18 protein-coding genes and 1 tRNA gene are annotated in these 21,483 nt (G+C 57.2%); 7 read left to right on the forward strand and 12 right to left on the reverse strand.

The window, feature by feature from the left end; translation table 11 throughout:
* The 10 genes from BLT55_RS12220 to BLT55_RS12260 form a co-directional block, all read right to left on the reverse strand.
* On the reverse strand, positions 1-810 hold the full coding sequence (locus BLT55_RS12220) for a hypothetical protein (protein WP_055001957.1): 810 nt from the start codon (positions 808-810) through the stop codon (positions 1-3).
* A complete protein-coding gene (locus BLT55_RS12225) occupies positions 800-1,714 on the reverse strand; it encodes an MbnB/TglH/ChrH family RiPP precursor modification enzyme (protein WP_055001956.1) in 915 nt (304 codons plus the stop codon). Before BLT55_RS12225 ends, BLT55_RS12220 begins: the two co-directional genes overlap by 11 nt.
* Before the next feature lie 75 nt (positions 1,715-1,789).
* Complete coding sequence (gene tglA, locus BLT55_RS33455) at positions 1,790-1,942, reverse strand: 3-thiaglutamate biosynthesis pearlin carrier peptide TglA (protein ID WP_007252214.1); 153 nt, start codon at positions 1,940-1,942, stop codon at positions 1,790-1,792.
* 37 nt (positions 1,943-1,979) lie between these two features.
* Entirely contained in the window at positions 1,980-3,083 is a 1,104-nt protein-coding gene (locus BLT55_RS12230) for an IS5-like element ISPsy19 family transposase (protein WP_004663854.1), read from the reverse strand.
* A 14-nt stretch (positions 3,084-3,097) separates the two neighbouring features.
* Positions 3,098-4,276: a M50 family metallopeptidase gene (locus BLT55_RS12235; RefSeq protein ID WP_074800470.1), complete on the reverse strand. Its 1,179-nt coding sequence runs from the start codon at positions 4,274-4,276 to the stop codon at positions 3,098-3,100.
* On the reverse strand, positions 4,273-5,190 hold the full coding sequence (locus tag BLT55_RS12240) for a class I SAM-dependent methyltransferase (protein ID WP_055001181.1): 918 nt from the start codon (positions 5,188-5,190) through the stop codon (positions 4,273-4,275). The genes BLT55_RS12235 and BLT55_RS12240 overlap by 4 nt, the downstream gene beginning before the upstream one ends.
* Before the next feature lie 140 nt (positions 5,191-5,330).
* A complete protein-coding gene (locus BLT55_RS12245; RefSeq protein ID WP_223862780.1) occupies positions 5,331-5,945 on the reverse strand; it encodes a class I SAM-dependent methyltransferase in 615 nt (204 codons plus the stop codon).
* 83 nt (positions 5,946-6,028) lie between these two features.
* Positions 6,029-7,240: an MFS transporter gene (locus BLT55_RS12250; RefSeq protein WP_055001180.1), complete on the reverse strand. Its 1,212-nt coding sequence runs from the start codon at positions 7,238-7,240 to the stop codon at positions 6,029-6,031.
* Positions 7,241-7,277: 37 nt separating this feature from the next.
* Positions 7,278-8,684 (reverse strand): pyridoxal phosphate-dependent decarboxylase family protein, encoded by a 1,407-nt coding sequence (locus tag BLT55_RS12255; protein WP_055001179.1) that lies wholly within the window; start codon positions 8,682-8,684, stop codon positions 7,278-7,280.
* A gap of 378 nt (positions 8,685-9,062) precedes the next feature.
* Positions 9,063-10,526: a glyceraldehyde-3-phosphate dehydrogenase gene (locus tag BLT55_RS12260; RefSeq protein WP_055001178.1), complete on the reverse strand. Its 1,464-nt coding sequence runs from the start codon at positions 10,524-10,526 to the stop codon at positions 9,063-9,065.
* Between the two features lie 189 nt (positions 10,527-10,715).
* On the opposite strand from BLT55_RS12260, the gene mfd reads away from it, so the two are divergent.
* The 3 genes from mfd (at position 10,716) to BLT55_RS12275 (ending at position 17,539) form a co-directional block, all read left to right on the forward strand.
* Positions 10,716-14,168: a transcription-repair coupling factor gene (mfd, locus tag BLT55_RS12265; RefSeq protein WP_055001177.1), complete on the forward strand. Its 3,453-nt coding sequence runs from the start codon at positions 10,716-10,718 to the stop codon at positions 14,166-14,168.
* An 11-nt stretch (positions 14,169-14,179) separates the two neighbouring features.
* Complete coding sequence (locus BLT55_RS12270; RefSeq protein WP_055001176.1) at positions 14,180-14,704, forward strand: CsiV family protein; 525 nt, start codon at positions 14,180-14,182, stop codon at positions 14,702-14,704.
* 75 nt (positions 14,705-14,779) lie between these two features.
* Positions 14,780-17,539 carry a DEAD/DEAH box helicase gene (locus BLT55_RS12275; protein WP_055001175.1) on the forward strand — a complete coding sequence of 920 codons (2,760 nt, stop codon included), beginning with the start codon at positions 14,780-14,782 and terminating at the stop codon, positions 17,537-17,539.
* A 7-nt stretch (positions 17,540-17,546) separates the two neighbouring features.
* Here the strand turns inward: BLT55_RS12275 and BLT55_RS12280 are convergent, their stop codons facing one another.
* The gene (locus BLT55_RS12280; RefSeq protein ID WP_055001174.1) at positions 17,547-18,113 is read right to left on the reverse strand and encodes a cysteine hydrolase family protein; all 567 of its coding nucleotides are present in this window, start codon (positions 18,111-18,113) and stop codon (positions 17,547-17,549) included.
* Between the two features lie 111 nt (positions 18,114-18,224).
* Here BLT55_RS12280 and BLT55_RS12285 point away from each other — a divergent pair, with 111 nt between their 5' ends.
* Positions 18,225-18,974, forward strand: coding sequence for a 3-oxoacyl-ACP reductase family protein (locus BLT55_RS12285; RefSeq protein WP_055001173.1), 750 nt, complete (start codon positions 18,225-18,227; stop codon positions 18,972-18,974).
* A 178-nt stretch (positions 18,975-19,152) separates the two neighbouring features.
* Positions 19,153-19,242: transfer RNA gene (locus BLT55_RS12290), tRNA-Ser, on the forward strand.
* Between the two features lie 142 nt (positions 19,243-19,384).
* On the opposite strand, the gene BLT55_RS12295 is transcribed toward BLT55_RS12290, so the two are convergent.
* The gene (locus tag BLT55_RS12295) at positions 19,385-19,765 is read right to left on the reverse strand and encodes a helix-turn-helix domain-containing protein (protein WP_055001172.1); all 381 of its coding nucleotides are present in this window, start codon (positions 19,763-19,765) and stop codon (positions 19,385-19,387) included.
* Between the two features lie 383 nt (positions 19,766-20,148).
* On the opposite strand from BLT55_RS12295, the gene BLT55_RS12300 reads away from it, so the two are divergent.
* Both BLT55_RS12300 and BLT55_RS12305 read left to right on the forward strand, forming a co-directional pair.
* Positions 20,149-20,652, forward strand: a complete 504-nt coding sequence (locus tag BLT55_RS12300; protein WP_054998718.1) for a cupin domain-containing protein — start codon at positions 20,149-20,151, stop codon at positions 20,650-20,652.
* A 239-nt stretch (positions 20,653-20,891) separates the two neighbouring features.
* Positions 20,892-21,422 (forward strand): STN domain-containing protein, encoded by a 531-nt coding sequence (locus BLT55_RS12305; protein WP_054998719.1) that lies wholly within the window; start codon positions 20,892-20,894, stop codon positions 21,420-21,422.
* Positions 21,423-21,483 lie beyond the last annotated feature (61 nt).

Below are 21,483 nucleotides of genomic sequence, written 5' to 3' on the forward strand. Positions count from 1 at the left end.
CTACAAAGGCTTCCTTATCGCGTTAAGCTGTTCCAGCCTGTCGAGCAGCGCCAGGTCTGCGCTACCCGGCACGGACGCCGAGTCCGAATTGATCAGCATGAACAGCCCGGCAGCGGACTGAGGTTGCTCCAGGCAGTTGTAAAGCCGGGCAGCCTGCGCGTTGATCAAAGTAAACTTGTGACGAGCCTGAAGCGTGGGAAGGTAGATCAGCACCTGCTCGGTGTTCTCGGGCAGACGTGTCAGGCCCAACTGATCCTTCTGTCTGAGCCAGCCAGACAGGGCAAAACGTGTCTCGTAAAGACGAGCCATTGAGGTGCGGTGATAACGGTTGTCTGCCGGCAATGACTCAGGACCGACCAACCCCCGGTACAGGCGAACCGATTCGCGCTCCAGCCGCATCAGATCAAGGATTTCAGGATAACCCTGCAGCTCATCCGCCTCGGCAAGGAAACCCAGTACATCTTCACAATAGGTATAGACCTGCGGCCCGTAATCGCGCCACTGCCTGTCACGCAGGAAGGCCTTCGATTGCGCATTCAGGTCCACATTTATGTGCAGCAACGCCCGCAACGACAAGGGCGCCCCGGTCTCCAGCGCGTTCAAAAAAGAGTTCACCAGCCGGAACTGATAGTTCTCGACGAACCATTTGACGCGGTCAAACTGCTGCGCATACACCGAGAGGATCTTGCTTTCTGACTCGCTGAAACCTGACAACCAGTGCGTGGCATCGGTAGCCGAAAACAACTGCGCCTGAAGGCGCTCATCGCGCAGAACGCGCCGCCACAGTTTCCATACCTGTTCAGCTTCCATACTGACGCTCCTGCGGATGCCTGTTGTAACGATTCCAGATTGCCTGAGCACGCTGGACATCCCTGACAATCATCGACTCGTCGGACGCATCCATGATCCTCGTCTGGGCATGATGCGCCTGCCCCTGATACTCAAGAATCACAGCAGAGGGCTGTGCACGCGAAAGCAGGTCTTCGTACAAGTCCCAGACCGGCTCGGGCACGCAGGCGTCATGCCAGTCGTGATACAGACCGCCGTGCCAGCTTCCTCCGGCCAGATGCACCGAAATCACCTTGTCCAGCGGCAGCGTATCCATGTAGTCCTTGAGATCGAAACCTTTCAGATTGAGGTGGTTGGTGTAAATGTTGTGCAGGTCAAGGTGAAGAAAAGTCCCTGAGCGCTGCACCAGTCTTGCCAGAAACTCGGCCTCACGCATTTCGGCGCCTGGGCATTCAAGGTAGTAGGCGGCATTTTCATGAGCCAGCGGCATGCCATAAAGCGCCTGCAACGACTGTGCGCGATCGGCACAACGCGCCACTTCGGCTGCGGAGAACTGAATGGGACTGCTCCAGATATCCAGCCAGGACTGGTCCCCATAGAAACAATGGTTGGCCACCCAAGGGCTGTTGAGCATTTTTGCCAGAGGTACATGGCGCTGCACCGCCGCTGTTTCTTCGAGGGCACTGAAACCAAAATCGCAGCCGTAATTGGAGTGAGCCAGCAAGGTAAATTTTTGCCCTAGCCGCTCAATCATTGCCTGGGCAGAAGGCTTGATAATCTGCGGGCCATCCATGGGCGCCATGATGTTATCGAGCAAAATTTCCAGAATATCCACTTGGATATCCTCGAATGGAAACCAGTCCAGTATTTCGGGGTTGTACTGGATACCCACACCGATAGGCGCGGGCTTGACGAAATCAGGCATGGCTAACACTCGCACTGATGAAAGAAGCCCTCCTGCGTATCCCTACAATCCGGCACGCAAGAGGGCATGGCGCACTCAGGCAAAGACCTTGCTCTCGATGACTTCAATGTCATCCAGGTCAAACTCTTCAAACAACGCCTCCTCTGTGGCCTGCGGAGTGTTTTCGAGATCTTTTACATCACCAGACGCTTGCTGGTTTTCTACGGACTGCACGTTGGGTTGTCCCATGGGTAAATCCTCACTGGTTATGAGGGTGTAGACAAAATCATGTAGTGAGTCGGCGCGCGAGTATTCGAGCCTCGGCCAACCAAACCCATGCCTCGCTTACCGCAAAAAGGCGATCATGATGCATGATCAGTCGCCGAGCTCTCTCATTCCAGGCATGAGTTCGCTCCACTACCCATCGCTTGGGCATGACCACAAATCCAGTCTGAACAGGCTCCACGGAAAATAGATCGCCTTGTTCAGAGTGCCATTGCCCTGTTCTTCTGTTATTCGGGCCACGGATCACTTGAACATCGATAGCGTGCAGTTGATGGGTGCGCTGTGCCCATTTTCCTGCGTACGCACTATCAACAAAAAGCGTGCTCAGTGACGGATATTTTTCCTTCGAGTACGCCACCGCATCATCCGCCGCGTCACGATCCTGCACGCTTGCAGCACTGATACTGACAGCCAGCAGCAGGCCCAATGTATCGACAATCAGACTTCGTTTACGCCCCTTCACTTTTTTGCCTGCGTCGTAGCCGCTGTCACCGCCTTGAGGAGAACTGCGGGTCGACTGTGAATCCAGGATCGCTGCTGACGGGCTGTCAGCGCGTTCTTCCCGCTCACGCCATTGAGCTCGCAAGCGATCATGCATTTGCTCGAACTTGCCTTGAGCGCTCCACCGGCGGAACGTTTTGTAGACATTGTCCCAATGAGGAAAATCGCGGGGTAGCATTCGCCATGAGCACCCCGTGCGTACGACATAGCAACAGGCTTCCAGCAACGTGCGCCGAGAGTGAAGCGGTGGCACTCCTCGTCCGCCCTGGCTTTCAAACAGGTCGGCGACCAGTGCCCACTCGGTATCTGTCAAGCAACTCGGATATAGCTGCTCCGGCAGTTGGCGGCGGTGGGTTTCATTGTAGCCATAGGCTTTATTAGGTTCAGGTGACTGAAAACTTCCCTTGGCCCGCTGCTTTACACGCGTAATCCCTGCCATTTTCAACGCTTTTGCAAAGGTGTCGGGATGCGCAGTGATACCGGTTTCGGCGAAGAATACGAGCGCCAATTCGGCCTGGCTGGAATAGGGCTGTGCATGAGCGAGTTTCACCAGCACGGGATAGTGCTCGGCGGCAATCGAGCGAGGACGTCCGGTTTTAGGCATGGCTTGAGGGCTATTCAGACAAGGGAGTGAAAGTTTAATTTATTTTGTCTACACCCTCTATGAAATACACGAAAAAGCGTCTGCAGCACGAAGCCCCACACCAACACCCAGCCAAGACAGGTGATCAATACAGTGCTCAGATAAAGGCGTTGGAGCCGGACTGACGTTTCACAAGGTGCCCCGCGCAAGCGTGCTTTCAAATAGTTGAAAGAGCGCTGCCTTAACCGGGGCTCGTTGATGAGTTCGGTGATGGCCAGGTAAGTGTCGCCATTGAACATCGGCAACAAGGTTGGAATCAGAGAGATGAACGATGCCACAATCATCACAATCGACAGCGCAAGCAAGTCACTTTGCGCTTCACCGTAAGCAGCCCAGATCACAATGCCTGCAGTGGCGTAAACAAGGCTGACCAGTGGCCCGGCCAAAATGGTGACGATGCGCTGATACCTCGGCAACGAACTCCATTGTTCTTGAACCGGCCGCACCCACCCGGTGGCCAGCAACAGATAAATGCCGATCCCGAAATCACTGACTTGAACATTGTAATGTCGACAGGCCAGGGCATGCCCGAACTCGTGCAGTGCGATAGAACTGAGGATGACCGGAAAATGCCACCACAGCCATTGATTGCTGTGCACATACACCGCGAGAACATCTTCTTGAAATGCGCCGAAGTGCATCCCCAGGTAGACGTAGCTGACCAAACACGCCGCAAGCATCGCCAGACAAAACGGTACGCTGCATATCCAGCGCACGCTGGGGTAAACATAGTCCAGGCCCGGCTGCGGATTCATCTTGACCAGGTTGATCAGCAGGTATTTCTTCAAAGGCCCATAGGTAATACCGGTCGCGGGATCACGAAGCTTTTCAAGATCGCCATCTGCCCCCGACAGAATATTCAGACTCAATAGGCGACTTTCAAACTGCACCAGTTTCGTCTGACTGACCTTGATACGGTGCCGGGTTTCAGCGTATCGGGAGATCTCTTCGTGTGTGGATACACCATCAAAAAGGCGGACCAGTGCATACTCGGTTTTACCCAACTCAAAACCGATATCGTTACTGGGGTCGTAAAGCTTGTAGCGCAACCGGCCGTCTGCCTCCACACGCTCGCTGACAACAATATCGTTGCGCAGACAGGACGCGATTGAAGTCTGTCTCATGACCTCGGACACTTCGGAAGCGTGTGTCATGATGGCAACACCAGCGCCCGGAAGCGCTCCCGGTAGTAACTGTCCAGGCGCTCACGCCCTTGCGCCTTGACACGTTCGTGCTGCACATCATCCGACGGGGCTGCGCATCGACCGAGGACGAAAACCGCGCCAGGTCGAGTAGGCCCGCACAACGGTTGCTCGGTTATCAGCAGCGGCTCCCAGCCGTGCATACGCATCAGCAGTTCGATGCTGGTGCCGCTGAGATAACGCCGATGATTGTGGGTCAGCATGCCCTGCTCCAGGCCGTGACCCAGGGCGCGGCCTTCAATCAATAACAGACCGTTTTCCGACGACGCCTGCCGACAGCGCTGCATGACGCAATGCACGTCGTACATATGTTCCAGCGAGCCATTGATGATAATCAGATCGACATCGCCTGCGGCGTCCATTTCTTCGGCCGCTGTCAGCTCGATATTCAGGCCGATCTGTTTTTCGTATTCCACATAAGCGCGATCAGGGTCATTGCCGGTAACAGACCAGCCCCTCTTGGCAAAAGGGATCATCAGGCCACCGGCTGAACATCCGACATCCAGCAGGCGACCACTCTCTGGCAGGTATTCGCGCAGGCTCTGACGCAGGTATTCTCCACGACGAACCTGGTCGAGAAAAAACGCTTTTTCCGGCGCGCTGTTGCCGAACAGCTTCAAGCGATAAAACTTGTCGTAGTAGTCTTTGTAAAACTGCGCATCAAAACGATATTTTTGAAAAATATGGCCGCACGCCTGACACCCCAACACAGGCAAATCAACGCCGTGGGGTTCAGGACCGCAGATACGTGGCAGCAACACCTCATGGTGTTCACTGCCGCAGAGTTCGCAGTCCAGTGCAACGGCTTGATAACCGCTGTCCATGTGCAACACATCCAGGTAATGGCTGATAGCCCAATCGTTCATCGCAACGTCCCTGTTACTTGATGCAGAAGAAACCTTCAAAACAGATGTATTTGAAAATGCTCATTACGTCCTTGAAACCGGCCCGAGCGAGCATGTCCTGATTACCGGCCGTGGAGAACGGTTCCAGCACACCTTTAAGACTACGCGTCTTGGCCAGGATCTCGCTCGGCGTATAGCCCTGCTGCATCTTGTAGTCGACATACAAACTGCTGATCACATCCTGAAACCGAGCATCCGGCCCCCTGACTTTCTCGAACAGCACAAATGCCCCCCCAGTTCAGAGACTCGTAAATACGATTGAACAGCTCCTGGCGAACGCGGGGATGGACAAACTGAACCGTATAATACGCGACGATGAAATCGCTCTTCTCATACGGAAAGGTGAGGATGTCGTCGGTCACAAAGGTGACGTTACTGATGGGCGCACAGCCGAGTGATTGATTGGCTTGTTGAGTCATGGCCTCTTCGACATCGATACCCACCCATTTGCCTGAACGCCCGTGACGTTCTGCCAATTGCCGTGTCAATGTGCCGGTCGAACTTCCAAGTTCATAACAGACGCTGTCAGCCTTGATAAAGAAGTCGCTCAAGGAAAGAACGATATCGTGACCGTCCTTGTACTTGGGAACCGATTTCGAAACATGCGAGTCGAAATGTTTGGGCGTGTCACCGCCAAAACTCCAGGCTGCGTTATTTGAAGCCAGTCCATCCCCGACCACTTCAAGACTTATTACTTCAGGCGCATTAACAGGCACAATGAATCTCCTTGCTTACCTTGCACAGGAACACCGGAAACTGCAGTGCGTCACGCGATGCAGTTTGACTGAAACGTTTACGGTCAGGCTATGGCGGCGACAGCCACCTTGCGCCAGGCAAGACGGCCCAACGCAATACACCCGTTTAAAAGGGCTACCGAGAGAATCGTGTACAGCAGTGAGGGCATGCCGTAAGCCACGATTATTTTTCCGGCCAACAGTGGAAAACCGAACACGCCTACAAAGTAAGACAAACTGAATAACAACAAGGACTGTGCGGTGAGTCCGTTGGGCGCTTCATTGGCCGCCAGGCCGTTGATCACCGAATACGTCAAGCCATAACCCACGCCAAGAATGATCGCGGCCAACAAATAACTGAATGGCGACTCAACCGAAAACACAAACATCAGTATCGAAACAATCATCAGGGAGGTCAGTACGCAGGAAGACAGGTAAGCATCACGCTTGACGATGAACCCGGCAATCAACAATCGGCAAGAGATGGCTGCACACATGAATCCGAGGAAAAACAGCGAATAGTCCAGATGATGCAATGCGGCGTAGGAGGTCTGAAAGTTGGAAAGCCCGCCGAAGATTGCGCCGCCCAATCCCACCATCACGATAGGAAAGAACGCCTTGGAACGCAGTACACGAGCGGCAGCACCTGTAGTGATGCGGCACACGGCCACAGGCCCGAGAACAGCCTGTTGCAGCCTGATTTTCGGAGCTATCAGAAAAAACACGACTGCACCCAGCAGGCTGGCAGCAGCCGCGACGACGAACGCCGATTCAACCGGATACCCCATTGCCACCGCACCGCGCCCTGCCAAAGGCCCGGTACCGATCCCACTCATCATGCTGCCGGACAGCAAAGCAAAATACTTCACCCGACGCGCAGGCTCGATGATCATTGCAACAATGATCGGCCCCAGTGTGTAGAACACACCCCAACCGAAACCCAGTATCAGACCGAATATCAATAATGCCGGGCCATACGTCGGGGTCATGGCAAACCCGATGCATGCAATCATCAACGTCAGACCTCCGGCAGCGATAGCCCGGGGCGCACCGATGATATCGGTCAGGTGACCTGAAAAAATAACGGCGAGAAATGTGCTCAGCATGGCCACTGAAATCACTGTGCCGGCGTCAGACTCGCTTCCGCCATGAGAGCCCAGCATCAGGGCCAGTAGAAAAGTGGTGCCGTAAGACAGGGACAGCAGATAGCTGGCCAGGCAAAACAGGCCGAACAGCCCCTTGGTCGAAGGGGTATTTTCAGGCGCTTGCGAAGACATGTAGGACATTCCTTATCGTTTGATAACAGTGCTGCTCTCAATAACCAGCCACCGCGTGGTGTAAGGCATTGATCACAATTGCGACATCACTGCGTGTGGTCATCCAGTTACAGACAGCCAGACGAAATACCTTTTCCCCGTTGTACGTACTGGGCGTAAGAAACAGTGCAACTGTGGCATTGATTCTTTCCAGCACTGCCACGCTGTGCGCGTCATGATCACGCCCGCCGACACGTCGGCAGCGAAACATCACGATGTTCAAATAGACAGGGCACAACACGTCGTAGTATTCACACCCGTCAATCCACGAAGCGATCTGGCGTACAACATCACAATTACGCTCTACCAACTCGCGGTAACCCGACTTGCCGTAAGCCATAAGCGTCATCCATAACGGCAACGCACGATAGCGACGCGACTGTTCGACACCTCGGTTCATGAAAGCAGGAAGCTCGCCCCCCATGGGCACATAGGGCGCGTCAGCGGAAAAGCTCCGTTCATGAAACGCAGTATGTCGGGTCAGGGCAATTCCACAGTCATAGGGAACGTTAAGCCACTTGTGAGCATCCGCCGTTATCGAATCAGCACGCTCCAGCCCCTCGACCAAGTGTTCGTAACGAGGAGAACAACGAGCAAAGGCACCGAATGCCGCATCGACATGCAACCACGCGTTATACCTCATGCATAAATCAGCAATACCATTGAGGTCGTCGAAATCACCGCTATTCACGGTACCGGCGCTGGCCACTACAATTCGAGAAGTAGAGGCACTGCTTTTCAGCGCTTCTTCCAGGTGTTGAATATCCATGGCTTCACGATCAGGCAAACTGCGTATTGACACTATATTTTTGCGCCCGATACCCAGCACACCCAGACTTTTGATAATACTTGAGTGGGCAGACGCCCCGAATACCGCTATCGGAGGGGCTGCTGCAATTCCTTCGTGAGCAATGCTGACTCCCGCCTGCTCACCGCACCACTCACGAGCGCTGGACAGCCCCACCAGATTTGCCGCGGTCGCCCCGGTCGTCAAAACGCCCTGAAACAAACCCGCCGGAAGCTTCAGCAGGTCACTGATGAACGTCAGCACTTGAGCTTCGATAAATGCAGCGATCGAATGGCGCTCAGTGGCGACGTTCTGGTCAAGGACGGAAACCAGCCAGTCTCCGGCAAGTGCAGCGGGCGTCACCCCGCCTGTCACGAAGCCATAGTACCGAGGGCCTGTGCTGCGACTGTGCCCATCAGCGTAGCGCTGCCAATAAGTCCTCAGAGCATCCAGGCAACCGAGCCCCTCCTCGGGCATTTCCGCTTGCTGAGTCAGGACATCAGGGCGCGTGTCGACCGCAGCAGCGGTCTGTGCGCCAGACAGAAAGTCGAGCGACAAGCTGCGAAGCTGCGTCAACAGCTCGGGGATACAGCGCTCATCATCCAAAATGCACGACATTTCGATCCGCCCATGGCCTGCCGAATGAAGCCTCAACCGCGACCAAAACGCCGCCCGTCGCCTTCTTGAATAAGCTTATAACTGTTATTCATTAGGCAGCGCAATAGGATCCAAAATAGTCACCACATCTTGAAAAACACGAAAAATTCGCTTTATTTCCGTTAAAACATTTGATCATCTTGAAATATGCAGAAATAAATCATTGGAACGATAAATTCCGATGTCGCAGGTGAATATTCCAATTACGACATGAGCGCATGACTTTCATGTAAATCACGAAGGTCAGGTACAAAAGCAAAAAGGCCGAATCCCGTTTGCACAGGATTCGGCCCTTCAATTCCTTGCCCGGTCAGACCGGGCAACTCATACGTTTGATGCTTACTGCGGAAACGCTGGCGGATTGACGTCTGCCATGTCTTCCATCACGCGCACCACCTGATGGCTGTAACCGAATTCGTTGTCGTACCAGACGTACAGCACAACGCGGTTGTCGTTGACGATGGTGGCTTCGGCATCGACCACACCGGCGTGACGCGAGCCGACGAAATCGGTGGATACCACTTCCTGCGAGTTCACGAAGTCGATCTGCTTGTGCAGGTCCGAGTGCAGCGCCATGTAGCGCAGGTACTCGTTCATTTCTTCGCGGGAGGTCGGCTTCTCGAGGTTGAGGTTGAGAATGGCCATGGACACGTTCGGCGTCGGAACGCGGATTGCGTTGCCGGTCAGCTTGCCGGCCAGTTCAGGCAGTGCCTTGGCAGCGGCAGTGGCCGCACCGGTTTCGGTGATGACCATGTTCAGCGCAGCGCTGCGGCCGCGGCGATCACCCTTGTGGAAGTTGTCGATCAGGTTCTGGTCGTTGGTGTACGAGTGAACCGTTTCAACGTGACCGTTGGTGATGCCGAACTTGTCGTTGACCGCCTTGAGCACCGGCACGATGGCGTTGGTGGTGCAGGATGCTGCCGAAACGATCTTGTCGTCTGCGGTGATTTCACCGTGGTTGATGCCGTGCACGATGTTCTTCAGCTTGCCTTTGCCCGGAGCGGTCAACACCACGCGGTCGATACCAGGGCAGGCCAGATGCTGACCCAGACCTTCGGCATCACGCCACACACCAGTGTTGTCCACCAGCAGCGCATCTTTGATGCCGTACTGGGTGTAATCCACTTCAGTCGGGTTCTTGGCGTAGATCACCTGAATCAGGTTGCCGTTGGCGGTGATGGTGCTGTTGGCTTCATCGATGGTGATGGTGCCGTCGAACGGGCCATGCACCGAGTCACGACGCAGCAGGCTGGCACGCTTGACCAGATCGTTTTCCGCACCTTTGCGAACGACGATGGCGCGCAGACGCAGGCCGTCGCCACCACCGGTCTTTTCGATCAGAATCCGCGCCAGCAGGCGACCGATACGACCGAAACCGTAGAGCACGACGTCGGTGCCTTTACGCGGGTTGGTGCCCTGCTGCCCCACTACACTGGCCAGTTCCTCACGCACGAACTGCTCGGGCGTGCGGCCATTGCCTTCAGTCTTGAACTTGACCGCCAGCTTGCCGAGGTCCACCGAGGCGGCACCCAGCTTGAGTTCGCTCATCGCTTTGATAAGCGGGAACGTCTCATGGACGGACAACTCAACGGCATCGGACTGACGATGACGCGCAAAGCGGTGCGCCTTGAGAATCGCAATCACTGAACGGTTGATCAGGCTACGGCCATAGATCGAACTCACCACATTGTTATTGCGGTAGAGCTGACCGATGAGCGGGATCATCGCTTCCGCAAGGGCTTCACGATCGATCCATTCACCAAGACACTGGTCGGGCTTCTGAGTCACGGGAACCTTCCACATGTAGGGGCTGAAAAAAGGGGCTACATTATGACCGCGCCAGTGTTTATGAGCAATGCGCGGCTGTCAGATCAACCAGCACTACATAATTTTTGCCCGTAAATACGTGGTAATACTCCGGAAAACTGACAGCCACCACCTTCCCCCGTTACAATCGCCGCCCCTGTCGCAACGCCTGGAGCCTGACCTTCCGTGCCAGTTCTGCGTCTACCGCACCTTTCTGCCGCTGCAGGCAAACAACACTGGGGCAATCTGCCCGGTGCCGCACTGAGCCTGGCCATTGCCGAGGCTGCCAGCGCAGCCAAACGCTTCACCCTGCTTCTGACCGCCGACAGCCAAAGCGCCGAGCGGCTCGAGCAAGAGCTGAAGTTTTTTGCGCCCACGCTGCCGGTTCTGCACTTCCCGGACTGGGAAACCCTGCCCTACGATCTGTTCTCGCCGCATCAGGACATCATTTCCCAGCGCATCTCCAGCCTTTATCGCCTGCCGGAGCTGGTGCATGGCGTTTTGGTAGTACCGATCACCACTGCCCTACACAGACTCGCGCCGACCAAATTTCTGCTCGGCAGCAGCCTGGTGCTGGATGTTGGTCAGAAGCTCGACGTGGAGGCCATGCGCACGCGTCTGGAAGCCAGCGGCTATCGCTATGTGGACACGGTTTACGAGCACGGCGAGTTCACGGTGCGTGGTGCGCTGATCGATCTGTTCCCGATGGGCAGCAAGCTGCCGTTCCGCATCGACCTGTTCGATGACGAGATCGAAACCCTGCGCACCTTCGACCCGGACACCCAGCGCTCCATCGACAAGGTTGAATCGGTACGCCTGTTGCCGGCCCGCGAGTTCCCGTTACAAAAAGAAGAAGTCACGCGTTTCAAGGCGCGTTTCCGCGAGCGCTTTGACGTGGACTTCCGCCGCAGCCCGATTTTCCAGGACTTGAGCAGCGGCATCACGCCCGCCGGTATCGAGTACTACATCCCGCTGTTCTTCGAAGAAACCTCGACGCTGTTCGACTACCTGCCGCAGGACACCCAAGTGTTCTCGCTGCCCGGTATAGAGCAAGCCGCCGAGAACTTCTGGAACGACGTGCGCAATCGTTACGAAGAGCGTCGTGTCGATCCGGCTCGGCCACTATTGCCGCCCGCCGAGTTGTTCCTGCCGGTGGAAGACTGTTTCGCGCGCCTGAAAAACTGGCCGCGTGTGGTCGCCAGCCAGCAGGACGTCGACGCCGGGGCCGGACGCGAACGCTTTCCGGCGCAGGTTCTGCCGGACCTGTCCATCGAGGCCAAGGCCAACCAGCCATTGGCGGCCCTGGCGAAGTTTCTCGATGAATTCCCCGGCCGCGTGCTGTTCACCGCCGAGTCCGCCGGACGCCGGGAAGTGCTGCTGGAGCTGCTTGAACGCCTGAAGCTGCGGCCGAAAACCGTCGACAGCTGGCTGGATTTCGTCGACGGCAAGGATCGTCTGGCAATCACCATTGCACCGCTGGACGACGGCCTGCTGCTGGAACAACAGGCCTTGGCGCTGGTTGCGGAAAGCCCGCTGTTCGGCCAGCGCGTCATGCAGCGCCGTCGCCGCGAAAAACGCACCGACGGTGGCAACAACGACGCGGTGATCAAGAACCTGACCGAGCTGCGTGAAGGCGCGCCGGTGGTGCATATCGACCATGGTGTCGGCCGTTATCTGGGGCTGGCGACGCTGGAAGTCGAAAATCAGGTCGCGGAATTCCTGATGCTGGCCTACGCCGAAGACGCCAAGCTGTACGTCCCGGTCGCCAACCTGCACCTGATCGCCCGCTACACCGGCAGCGACGACGAAATGGCGCCGCTGCATCGCCTGGGTTCGGAAACCTGGCAGAAGGCCAAACGCAAGGCGGCCGAACAGGTTCGCGACGTCGCAGCCGAATTGCTCGACATCTATGCGCGCCGGGCCGCTCGCGAAGGCTATGCATTTGCCGACCCGAAAGCCGATTACGCCACCTTCAGCGCTGGCTTCCCGTTCGAAGAAACCCCCGATCAGCAGACCACCATCGAAGCCGTGCGCGCCGACATGCTGGCGCCCAGGCCGATGGACCGCCTGGTCTGCGGCGACGTGGGTTTCGGCAAGACTGAAGTGGCCATGCGCGCAGCGTTCATCGCCGTGCACGGCGGGCGTCAGGTCGCGATTCTGGTGCCGACCACCCTGCTCGCCCAGCAGCACTACAACAGCTTCCGCGACCGCTTTGCCGACTGGCCGGTGACCGTGGAAGTGATGAGCCGTTTCAAGTCAGCCAAGGAAGTCAGCGCCGCCGTCGCCGATCTGGCCGAAGGCAAGATCGACATCGTCATCGGCACGCACAAACTGTTGCAGGATGACGTGAAAATCAAAAACCTTGGTCTGGTGATCATCGACGAAGAACACCGGTTCGGCGTGCGCCAGAAAGAACAGCTCAAGGCGCTGCGCAGCGAGGTCGACATTCTGACCCTGACCGCCACGCCGATTCCACGCACCCTGAACATGGCCGTATCGGGCATGCGCGACCTGTCGATCATCGCCACGCCACCGGCGCGCAGGCTGTCGGTGCGCACCTTCGTCATGGAGCAGAACAAGCCGACGATCAAGGAAGCGCTGCTGCGCGAGTTGCTGCGCGGCGGGCAGGTTTATTACCTGCACAACGACGTCAAGACCATCGAGAAATGCGCAGCGGACCTGGCCGAACTGGTGCCGGAAGCGCGTATCGGCATTGGCCACGGTCAGATGCGCGAGCGTGACCTCGAACAGGTGATGAGCGACTTCTACCACAAGCGCTTCAACGTGCTGATCGCCTCGACCATCATCGAGACCGGCATCGACGTGCCAAGCGCCAACACCATCATTATCGAACGCGCCGACAAGTTCGGTCTGGCGCAACTGCACCAGTTGCGCGGCCGTGTCGGGCGCAGTCACCACCAGGCCTACGCCTACCTGCTGACACCGCCGTGCAAGCAGATCACCCCCGACGCGGAAAAGCGTCTGGAAGCGATTGCCAACACCCAGGACCTCGGCGCGGGCTTTGTGCTTGCCACCAATGACCTGGAAATCCGTGGCGCGGGCGAACTGCTTGGCGATGGCCAGAGCGGCCAGATTCAGGCCGTCGGTTTCACGCTGTACATGGAAATGCTCGAACGTGCCGTCAAGGCGATCCGCAAGGGTGAACAGCCGAACCTCGATCAGCCACTCGGCGGCGGGCCGGAAATCAACCTGCGCTTACCAGCACTGATCCCGGAAGCCTATCTGCCGGACGTGCACACACGCCTGATTCTCTACAAACGTATCGCCAACGCGGCAGATGAAGATGCGCTGAAGGACCTGCAAGTCGAAATGATCGACCGCTTCGGTTTGCTGCCCGAGCCGACCAAGCATCTGGTGCGCATCACGCTGCTGAAGTTGCAGGCCGAACAGCTGGGCATCAAGAAAGTCGACGCTGGGCCGCAGGGTGGACGCATCGAATTCGCGGCCGATACCCCGGTTGATCCGCTGACCCTGATCAAGCTGATCCAGAGCCAGCCCAACCGCTACAAATTCGAAGGTGCCACGCTGTTCAAGTTCATGGTGCCCATGGAACGCCCGGAAGAGCGTTTCAACACCATTGAAGCGCTGTTCGAGCGCCTGACCCCGAAAACTGCCTGAAGGATTCACGCATGCTTCTGTTTCGTTCATTGATCCTGCTGCTGGCGCTGGTCGCTCCGACCGCGTTCGCAGACGGCTTGTATCAGGTCGAGATCCTGCTGTTTCGCCAGAACGGCGAGCCGGCTGCGACCCGCCAGCTTGTCCCGGAAAACTGGGACAGCGGCGCGCAGAAAATCGACTCCGGCAATGAACGAAGCCCTGCACTGACTGATCTGGCGAGTAAACTGCAAGACAGTGGCCACTATCAGGTGCTGATGCAGAGCGCCTGGCAGCAGAACATCGGCAGCGAGCCGGGTAAAATGGCTGTCACCCTGGGCCAAGAAAAGCTCGGCCACTTCCCCATCGAGGGCACCGTCAGTCTGGCCATGGCACGTTTTACCGATATTGATGCACAATTCTGGGTCAATCAGCTGGACCCGCACGGCGTGGTCATCAGCAGTGAACGGCTGAAACAGACCGCCAGAGTGAAAAACGGCGAGCTGACCTATCTGGACAACGGCAACCTGGCGTTGCTGATCAAGGTTTCTCCTCTTTGATTTTTTACGTACACAAGGGGCGCTGCGGCGCTCCCTTTCTTTTGAGTATCGCTGCGGCGTAGGGCTTTTTAAAACTTGTCGTCCATTCTTGAAAAAGTCCTGGCTTCGGCCTGGACAGACTTATTCCATGATCGAACGCTTGAGCGAGGGCGCGACTACGCCCGGCAAAAACGCATCGTGCTGGAAGACTCCAGCCCGCAGATCATCCGCACAGCGTGCCGTGGCTCGGGCCTGGAAATCTATACCCAGACCCTGCTGTTCAAGGACCCTGATCGCTACAAGAATTACCTGACCTGCAAATGCACCTGCCCGGTCCGCAACGATTGCAAACATTGCGTGGCCGCCCTCCTGTTTTTGCAGGACCCGCAAAACCGGCCGCTGTTGCAGGCTGCCCTGAGTTCGCACCAGCGCGAAATGGAGCAGCACGCCGAGCAGCAGCAAATCGCGCAAAAGCCCAAGCTCCCGGAACGTCTGATCGATGACCTGCAACCGCGGCCCAGGCTGATTCTGGCCAGCGTCGAATTCAGCGCCTACGAACCGCGCAACGGCCGTATGCAGCGCCATGTGCAGCATCGCGCCGCGCTGGCCTTCGCTTACGGTAAGCATTACGCGGTGGGCACCACCAATGTGAGCATTCTGGTCAGTTCACTGGGCAGCGACCTGGTGAACCAGAAAAGCGACATCATCGAGCACACCGAAACCGAAACCCTGCGCATACGGCGTCAGGGCGAAAAAGAGCGGCAACTGCGCCAGGAACTGGCCGACCTGGGCTTCAAGGTCGCCACACGGCAGAGCAAGGCATTGCCCGACAGCGCCGGCGACATGTACGAACTGCCCAACGACAAGGCCTGGCTGCATTTTGTGCTCGACGACCTGCCACGCCTGCGCGAGCAAGGCTGGGAAATCGAGATTCAGGAAGAGTTTGGCTTCGATGTCACACCAGTGGACGACTGGTACGCGGTCATTGACGAAGAGACCGAGCGCGACTGGTTCGACCTGGAACTGGGCATCATCGTCAATGGCGAACGCCTGAGCCTGCTGCCGATCCTGATCAACCTGATCCGCAGTCATCCTGAACTGATGAGCCCTACCGCCGTGGCCAAGCGCGGCGATGAAGAACAATTGCTGGTGCAACTCAATCATTTCACCCAGAGCGGCGGCAGCCCGGTGCAGATCGCCCTGCCCTACGGTCGACTCAAGCCGGTACTGGCAACGCTGGGCGATTTTTACTGGCGTCAGGACGGCAACAACGCGCTGCGCATGAGCAAGGCCGATGCCGCGCGCCTGACCCAGCTCGAAGACCTGCCGTTGACTTGGCAGGGCGGCGACCGTCTGCGCCACTTCGCCGAGCGCCTGATCAACATCAAGGACGCGCCAGTCAGCCTGCCCGATGGCCTGAACGCTACACTGCGTCCGTATCAGCTGGAAGGCCTGAGCTGGATGCAGTCGCTGCGCGAGCTGGAAGTCGGCGGCGTGCTGGCCGATGACATGGGCCTGGGCAAGACGCTCCAGACCCTCGCCCACCTGTTGATGGAGAAACAGGCCGGGCGCCTCGACCGCCCTGCGCTGGCGGTCATGCCGACCAGCCTGATCCCCAACTGGCTGGACGAAGCCGAGCATTTCACCCCGGACCTCAAGGTGCTGGCGCTGTATGGTGCCAACCGCCATCAGGACGCAGGCAACCTTCAGGATTACGACCTGATCCTGACCACTTACGCGCTGCTGCCCAGAGACCTGGAACTGCTCGAAAAACAGCCTTTCCACGTATTGATTCTCGATGAAGCGCAGTACATCAAGAACCCCAACAGCAAGGCTGCCCAGGCCGCGCGCAACCTTAACGCCCGTCAGCGCCTGTGCCTGAGCGGCACGCCGCTGGAAAACCACCTGGGCGAACTGTGGTCGCTGTTCCACTTCCTGATGCCCGGCTGGCTGGGCAACAGCAAGGAATTCAACAGCAATTACCGCACGGCCATCGAAAAGCACGGCAATCAGGATCGCCTGCATCACCTGAATGCACGCATCAAGCCGTTCCTGTTGCGCCGTACCAAGGAACAGGTTGCGACCGAACTGCCGCCGAAGACCGAGATCATTCACTGGGTCGACCTCAACGACGCGCAGCGTGATGTGTACGAAACCGTGCGCCTGGCGATGGACAAGAAGGTCAGAGACGAAATCACCCGCAAAGGCGTGGCGCGCAGTCAGATCATCATTCTTGAAGCGCTGCTCAAGCTGCGTCAGGTGTGCTGCGACCTGCGGCTGGTCAATCACGACATGCCGGTCAACAGTAAACAAGGCACGTCCGGCAAGCTCAACAGCCTGATGGAGATGTTCGAAGAACTGCTGGCCGAAGGTCGCAAGATCCTGCTGTTCTCGCAATTCACCTCGATGTTGAGCCTGATCGAAGAAGAATTGAAGCAGCGCGGTATCGCCTACGCCCTGCTGACCGGCTCGACCCGCGATCGGCGCACGCCGATTCACGACTTCCAGAGCGGCAAGCTGCCAATCTTCCTGATCAGCCTGAAAGCCGGCGGCACCGGCCTCAACCTGACCGCCGCCGACACCGTGATTCACTACGACCCGTGGTGGAACCCGGCCGCGGAAAATCAGGCGACCGACCGCGCTTATCGCATCGGTCAGGACAAGCCGGTATTCGTCTACAAGATGATCGCGCGCGGCACCGTCGAAGAGAAAATCCAGCGCCTGCAACGGGAAAAATCCGCACTGGCCGCAGGCGTGCTCGACGGCCGGACCACCGGCGACTGGAAGCTGCGCGACGAAGACCTGCAGGCACTTTTCGCGCCGTTGCCTGCCGCGCCAAAAAAGACCCGCAAGTGATCTGATTTTATTGGGCGGCAGCGTATTGGAGAACCTGCGCGGTGGACAATACCGTGGCGTATTCACCGTGCAGATTGGCCAGCGACATGGCATGCACGTCTTCGGTACTGCGCGGCGTGCCAAAGAAATCCGTTTGATCGAAGGTAAAGCAGGCGTCATGCGCCACTACCACCTCAAAGCCTAGATTGCCGCCACTACGCGCGGTCGACTCGATTGAGTTGTTGGTCACCACGCCGACAATCACTATCTGCCTGATCCCGTCGGACCGCAGCCACATTTCCAGAAACGATCCGCAAAACGCGTCAGGCACCTGCTTGCTCAGCTCCCGCTCATCGGCGTGCGGCACGAACGCCGGTTGATACTCCACACCCGACTGCTCAGGCCAGAACACCGATTCCGGTGACGTGGAAAAATGCCGCACGTGAATCACCGGACGCCCGGACTGCCGCCAGGCGTCCAGCAGCGCGCTTATGTTGGCCTCGGCTTGCGGATTGTTACGCCGCCCCAATTTGGGATGATTGATGCCCTGTTGCATGTCGATCAGGATCAACGCGCTGTTGTTTTGCATATCCATGACGAATCAGTCCGAACTTTTGGTTCAGGAAGACTATCGCAATCAGGGTCTATTCTGGTCGCAGTCGTCGACGCCTTCTGGCTGTCCGAGACCTGCCCAACGGAGAACATCATGATCGAACACCTCAAACTTGCTGGCAAAGTCGCTTTGGTGCAAGGCGGCTCACGCGGCATTGGTGCGGCCATCGTCAACCGCCTGGCCAAAGAAGGCGCGGCGGTAGCCTTTACCTACGTCAGCTCCGAAGTCAGTGCACTGGAAATTCAGGACAGCATCGTCGCCAACGGCGGGCGGGCACTGGCCATTCGTGCAGACAGTGCGGATGAAAAAGCCATCCGCCAGGCCGTGCAGACCACCGCTGAAACACTCGGCAGGCTGGATATTCTGGTCAACAACGCTGGCGTGCTGGCCATTGCTCCACTCGACGCGTTCAGCATGCAGGACTTCGACAGAACCCTGGCCATCAACGTGCGCAGCGTATTCATCGCCAGCCAGGAAGCCGCGCGGCATATGGAAGAAGGCGGTCGCATCATCAACATCGGCAGCACCAACGCTGACCGCATGCCGTTTGCGGGTGGCGCGACTTACGCCATGAGCAAGTCGGCACTGATCGGCCTCACCAAAGGCATGGCCCGCGACCTCGGCCCACAGGGCATCACCGTCAACAACGTCCAGCCCGGCCCGGTCGACACCGACATGAACCCGGCACAGGGCGAATTCGCCGAAAGCCTGAAGGCGCTGATGGCCATCCCCCGCTACGGCAAAAGCGAAGAAATCGCCAGCTTCGTCGCCTACCTCGCAGGCCCGGAAGCGGGCTATATCACCGGCGCCAGCCTGACCATCGACGGCGGCTTCAGCGCCTGAACTGCCCACGGCAAGCGGCCCAGCACACAAGGGCCGCATCACCCGCCCGGGCCTTTTGCTGGCGAACAGACATTTATCTGCTTAACCACATGAAAAATCTGAAAAAAAGTTTTGCGTTAGGAAAGGCTTTCGACTACATTAGCGCGCCTCGGCAGACACAACGTTGTTACCGAGATACGGTGAGGTGTCCGAGTGGCTAAAGGAGCACGCCTGGAAAGTGTGTATACAAGAAATTGTATCGAGGGTTCGAATCCCTCCTTCACCGCCATATTGCCACACACAAAACCCCTGAGTTCGCTAAGAATCTCAGGGGTTTTGTGGTTTTCGGGGTCCGGAAAAAAGCGCGTCCTGCTAACTGAGTCAGGATGCTGCAGAAGGGCTTTCAGATACACCGCCTGAAGCCCGCAGCCTCAGATCAAAGAACTGCTCTCGGACACGTGATGACTCAGCGCTGACCGGACCGGAACCGGGCCATGTTTGGGCAACGAAGAGGATATGCGCTCCACTACGCGCTGATCGCCGTCGTTGAGCTTCCTGAAGTCCTGAATCACTTCGACTTCACGAACATTCAGACCAGTCGAGCTCATGGGCACGTGCTGCCCCGTCACCACATAAAGAACATCCACACCGCCTTTGGCGATCGCGGCCAGGTAGTCAAGCTTGGGTTTACGCTTGCCCATTTCATAGTTAGCCTGGGCATTAGCCCTGACGCCGCCCATGGCTGCGAAGTCGCTCTGACTGAGAGCGCTTTTGCGACGCTCTTCGATCAGTCTTGCACCAAAATTTTGCATACGGATGCTCCTGTGTAGACCTAAGGAGACGCTGATTTATTCTAAAGCCCAGCTGTTGCCCCCAGATAAATCAAGGCCTCCAGAGCGTTGCAGGGACGAAAAATCGAATAAATCAGCGCCTCCCTAACGACCATACACCCATTGCTTGTCCGGCTGTCGTTTAATTGCAGTTTTACGCAATAATTAGCTTGCAGAACTATCTCCAATATGGCTGGCGCGCCCCACGGGCCGCACTCATCGTACACGTTGAAGGCTCGCTATTAATTTGCAGGCACGCCTCCGCCTCTTCCATTGCTGGCCTGTCGATGGTCTAAAGTACCTTCCTACTGAAAGTACCGCCCTGAACAAGCACCCCTCCTGAATCCACCCGAGCCTCAATCATCATGAATAACCGAGCACGTGAACTGGCTTCTCGCCTGATCCGCAACCTCAATGAAGCGCCTCTGGCGCATGAGGTCCGTGAGCCGCTGTACGAAAGCGCAGCCGCGCGCCTGGGCACCGGGACGGCCGCGCAAAAGCTGGGGGCATCGATTGACGTCGTGGCGCCGGGCAAGCGTTCATGCCCCTATCACTTCCATCACGCCCAGGAAGAAATGTTCGTGATTGTCGAAGGTGAAGGCAGCCTGCGGGTTGCCGGCGAAATGTTACCCATCAGGGCGGGTGATGTGCTGTTTATCCCGGCCGGGCCGCAATACCCGCATCAGATCATCAATACGTCACAACAGCCGCTTAAATACCTGTCGATCAGCACCCGGGAGTCGCCGGAGATCTGCGAATATCCGGACTCGGGCAAGTACCAGGCAATGGCGTCCATAAAAGGCGCACGGGCATTTACCGCCAATCAGCGGACGACTGAAACCCTCGATTACTGGGATGGCGAGCCTTGATCGAAATTGTTTCGATATGGTATTGAGCCGTTCACGCTTTTTTCACGTTCGCGGGTTTATTGTTAACTCAATTCCCAGCAAGACCTTAAGCCCGCTACCCCCCATCGCGGGCTTTTCTTTGTCTGCGATTTGAGTGTATGTCCTTGCGACGACATTGAAATATCGGGCAATCTGCAGGTCGGACCACGCTGCAGAAAACGCTTTCCAAGCCGTACCATTCGGATGACAAACTTCCCGACATGAAAAAAATCCTGAGAAGCCTGGCCCTCGCTGTCACCTGCCTCACGGGGGCTAACGCCTACGCCGCCTGCCAGATGACGCCGATTGACTACGACATGCCGACGCAACGCCTGGACGAGGCGCTGCAACAACTGGCGCATCGCTCCGGCTGCCCGATCAAGGTCGATCCGGGCACCGACAGCAGCAAGAAGGTGAAAAAATTCAAGGGCACCTTCACACCGGATAAAGCGTTGGCGCTGGTCTTGAAAAAAACCGGGCTGGAAGGCTACGTCGAAAACGACGGGCTGACGGTGGACCGCAGAGGTCAGGATTTTGTCCACGCACGAGCGGCCGAGCTTCGCAAGGCGATTGATGACGCCGGGCCAAAACTGGAAGCCAAGAGAAAAAGACGCTTCCTTCACCAACTGGACAGCATTGAAACGGGCTCGAAAAAGCTGGCGCTTGAACAAAGCTTTGTCAGCGCAGCCGAGATGGCCAGTTACAAGCGCGACCTTGACGAACTGGCGAAGCAGATCCCCGCACGCAAGTAAGCACCCGACGATTGCGCTAGAATCTGCCCATTTTGGCTGAGCAGCCTGGCCACTTTGGGGT

The organism is Pseudomonas cannabina, from assembly GCF_900100365.1.
GTDB classification, from domain to species: Bacteria; Pseudomonadota; Gammaproteobacteria; order Pseudomonadales; family Pseudomonadaceae; genus Aquipseudomonas; species Aquipseudomonas cannabina.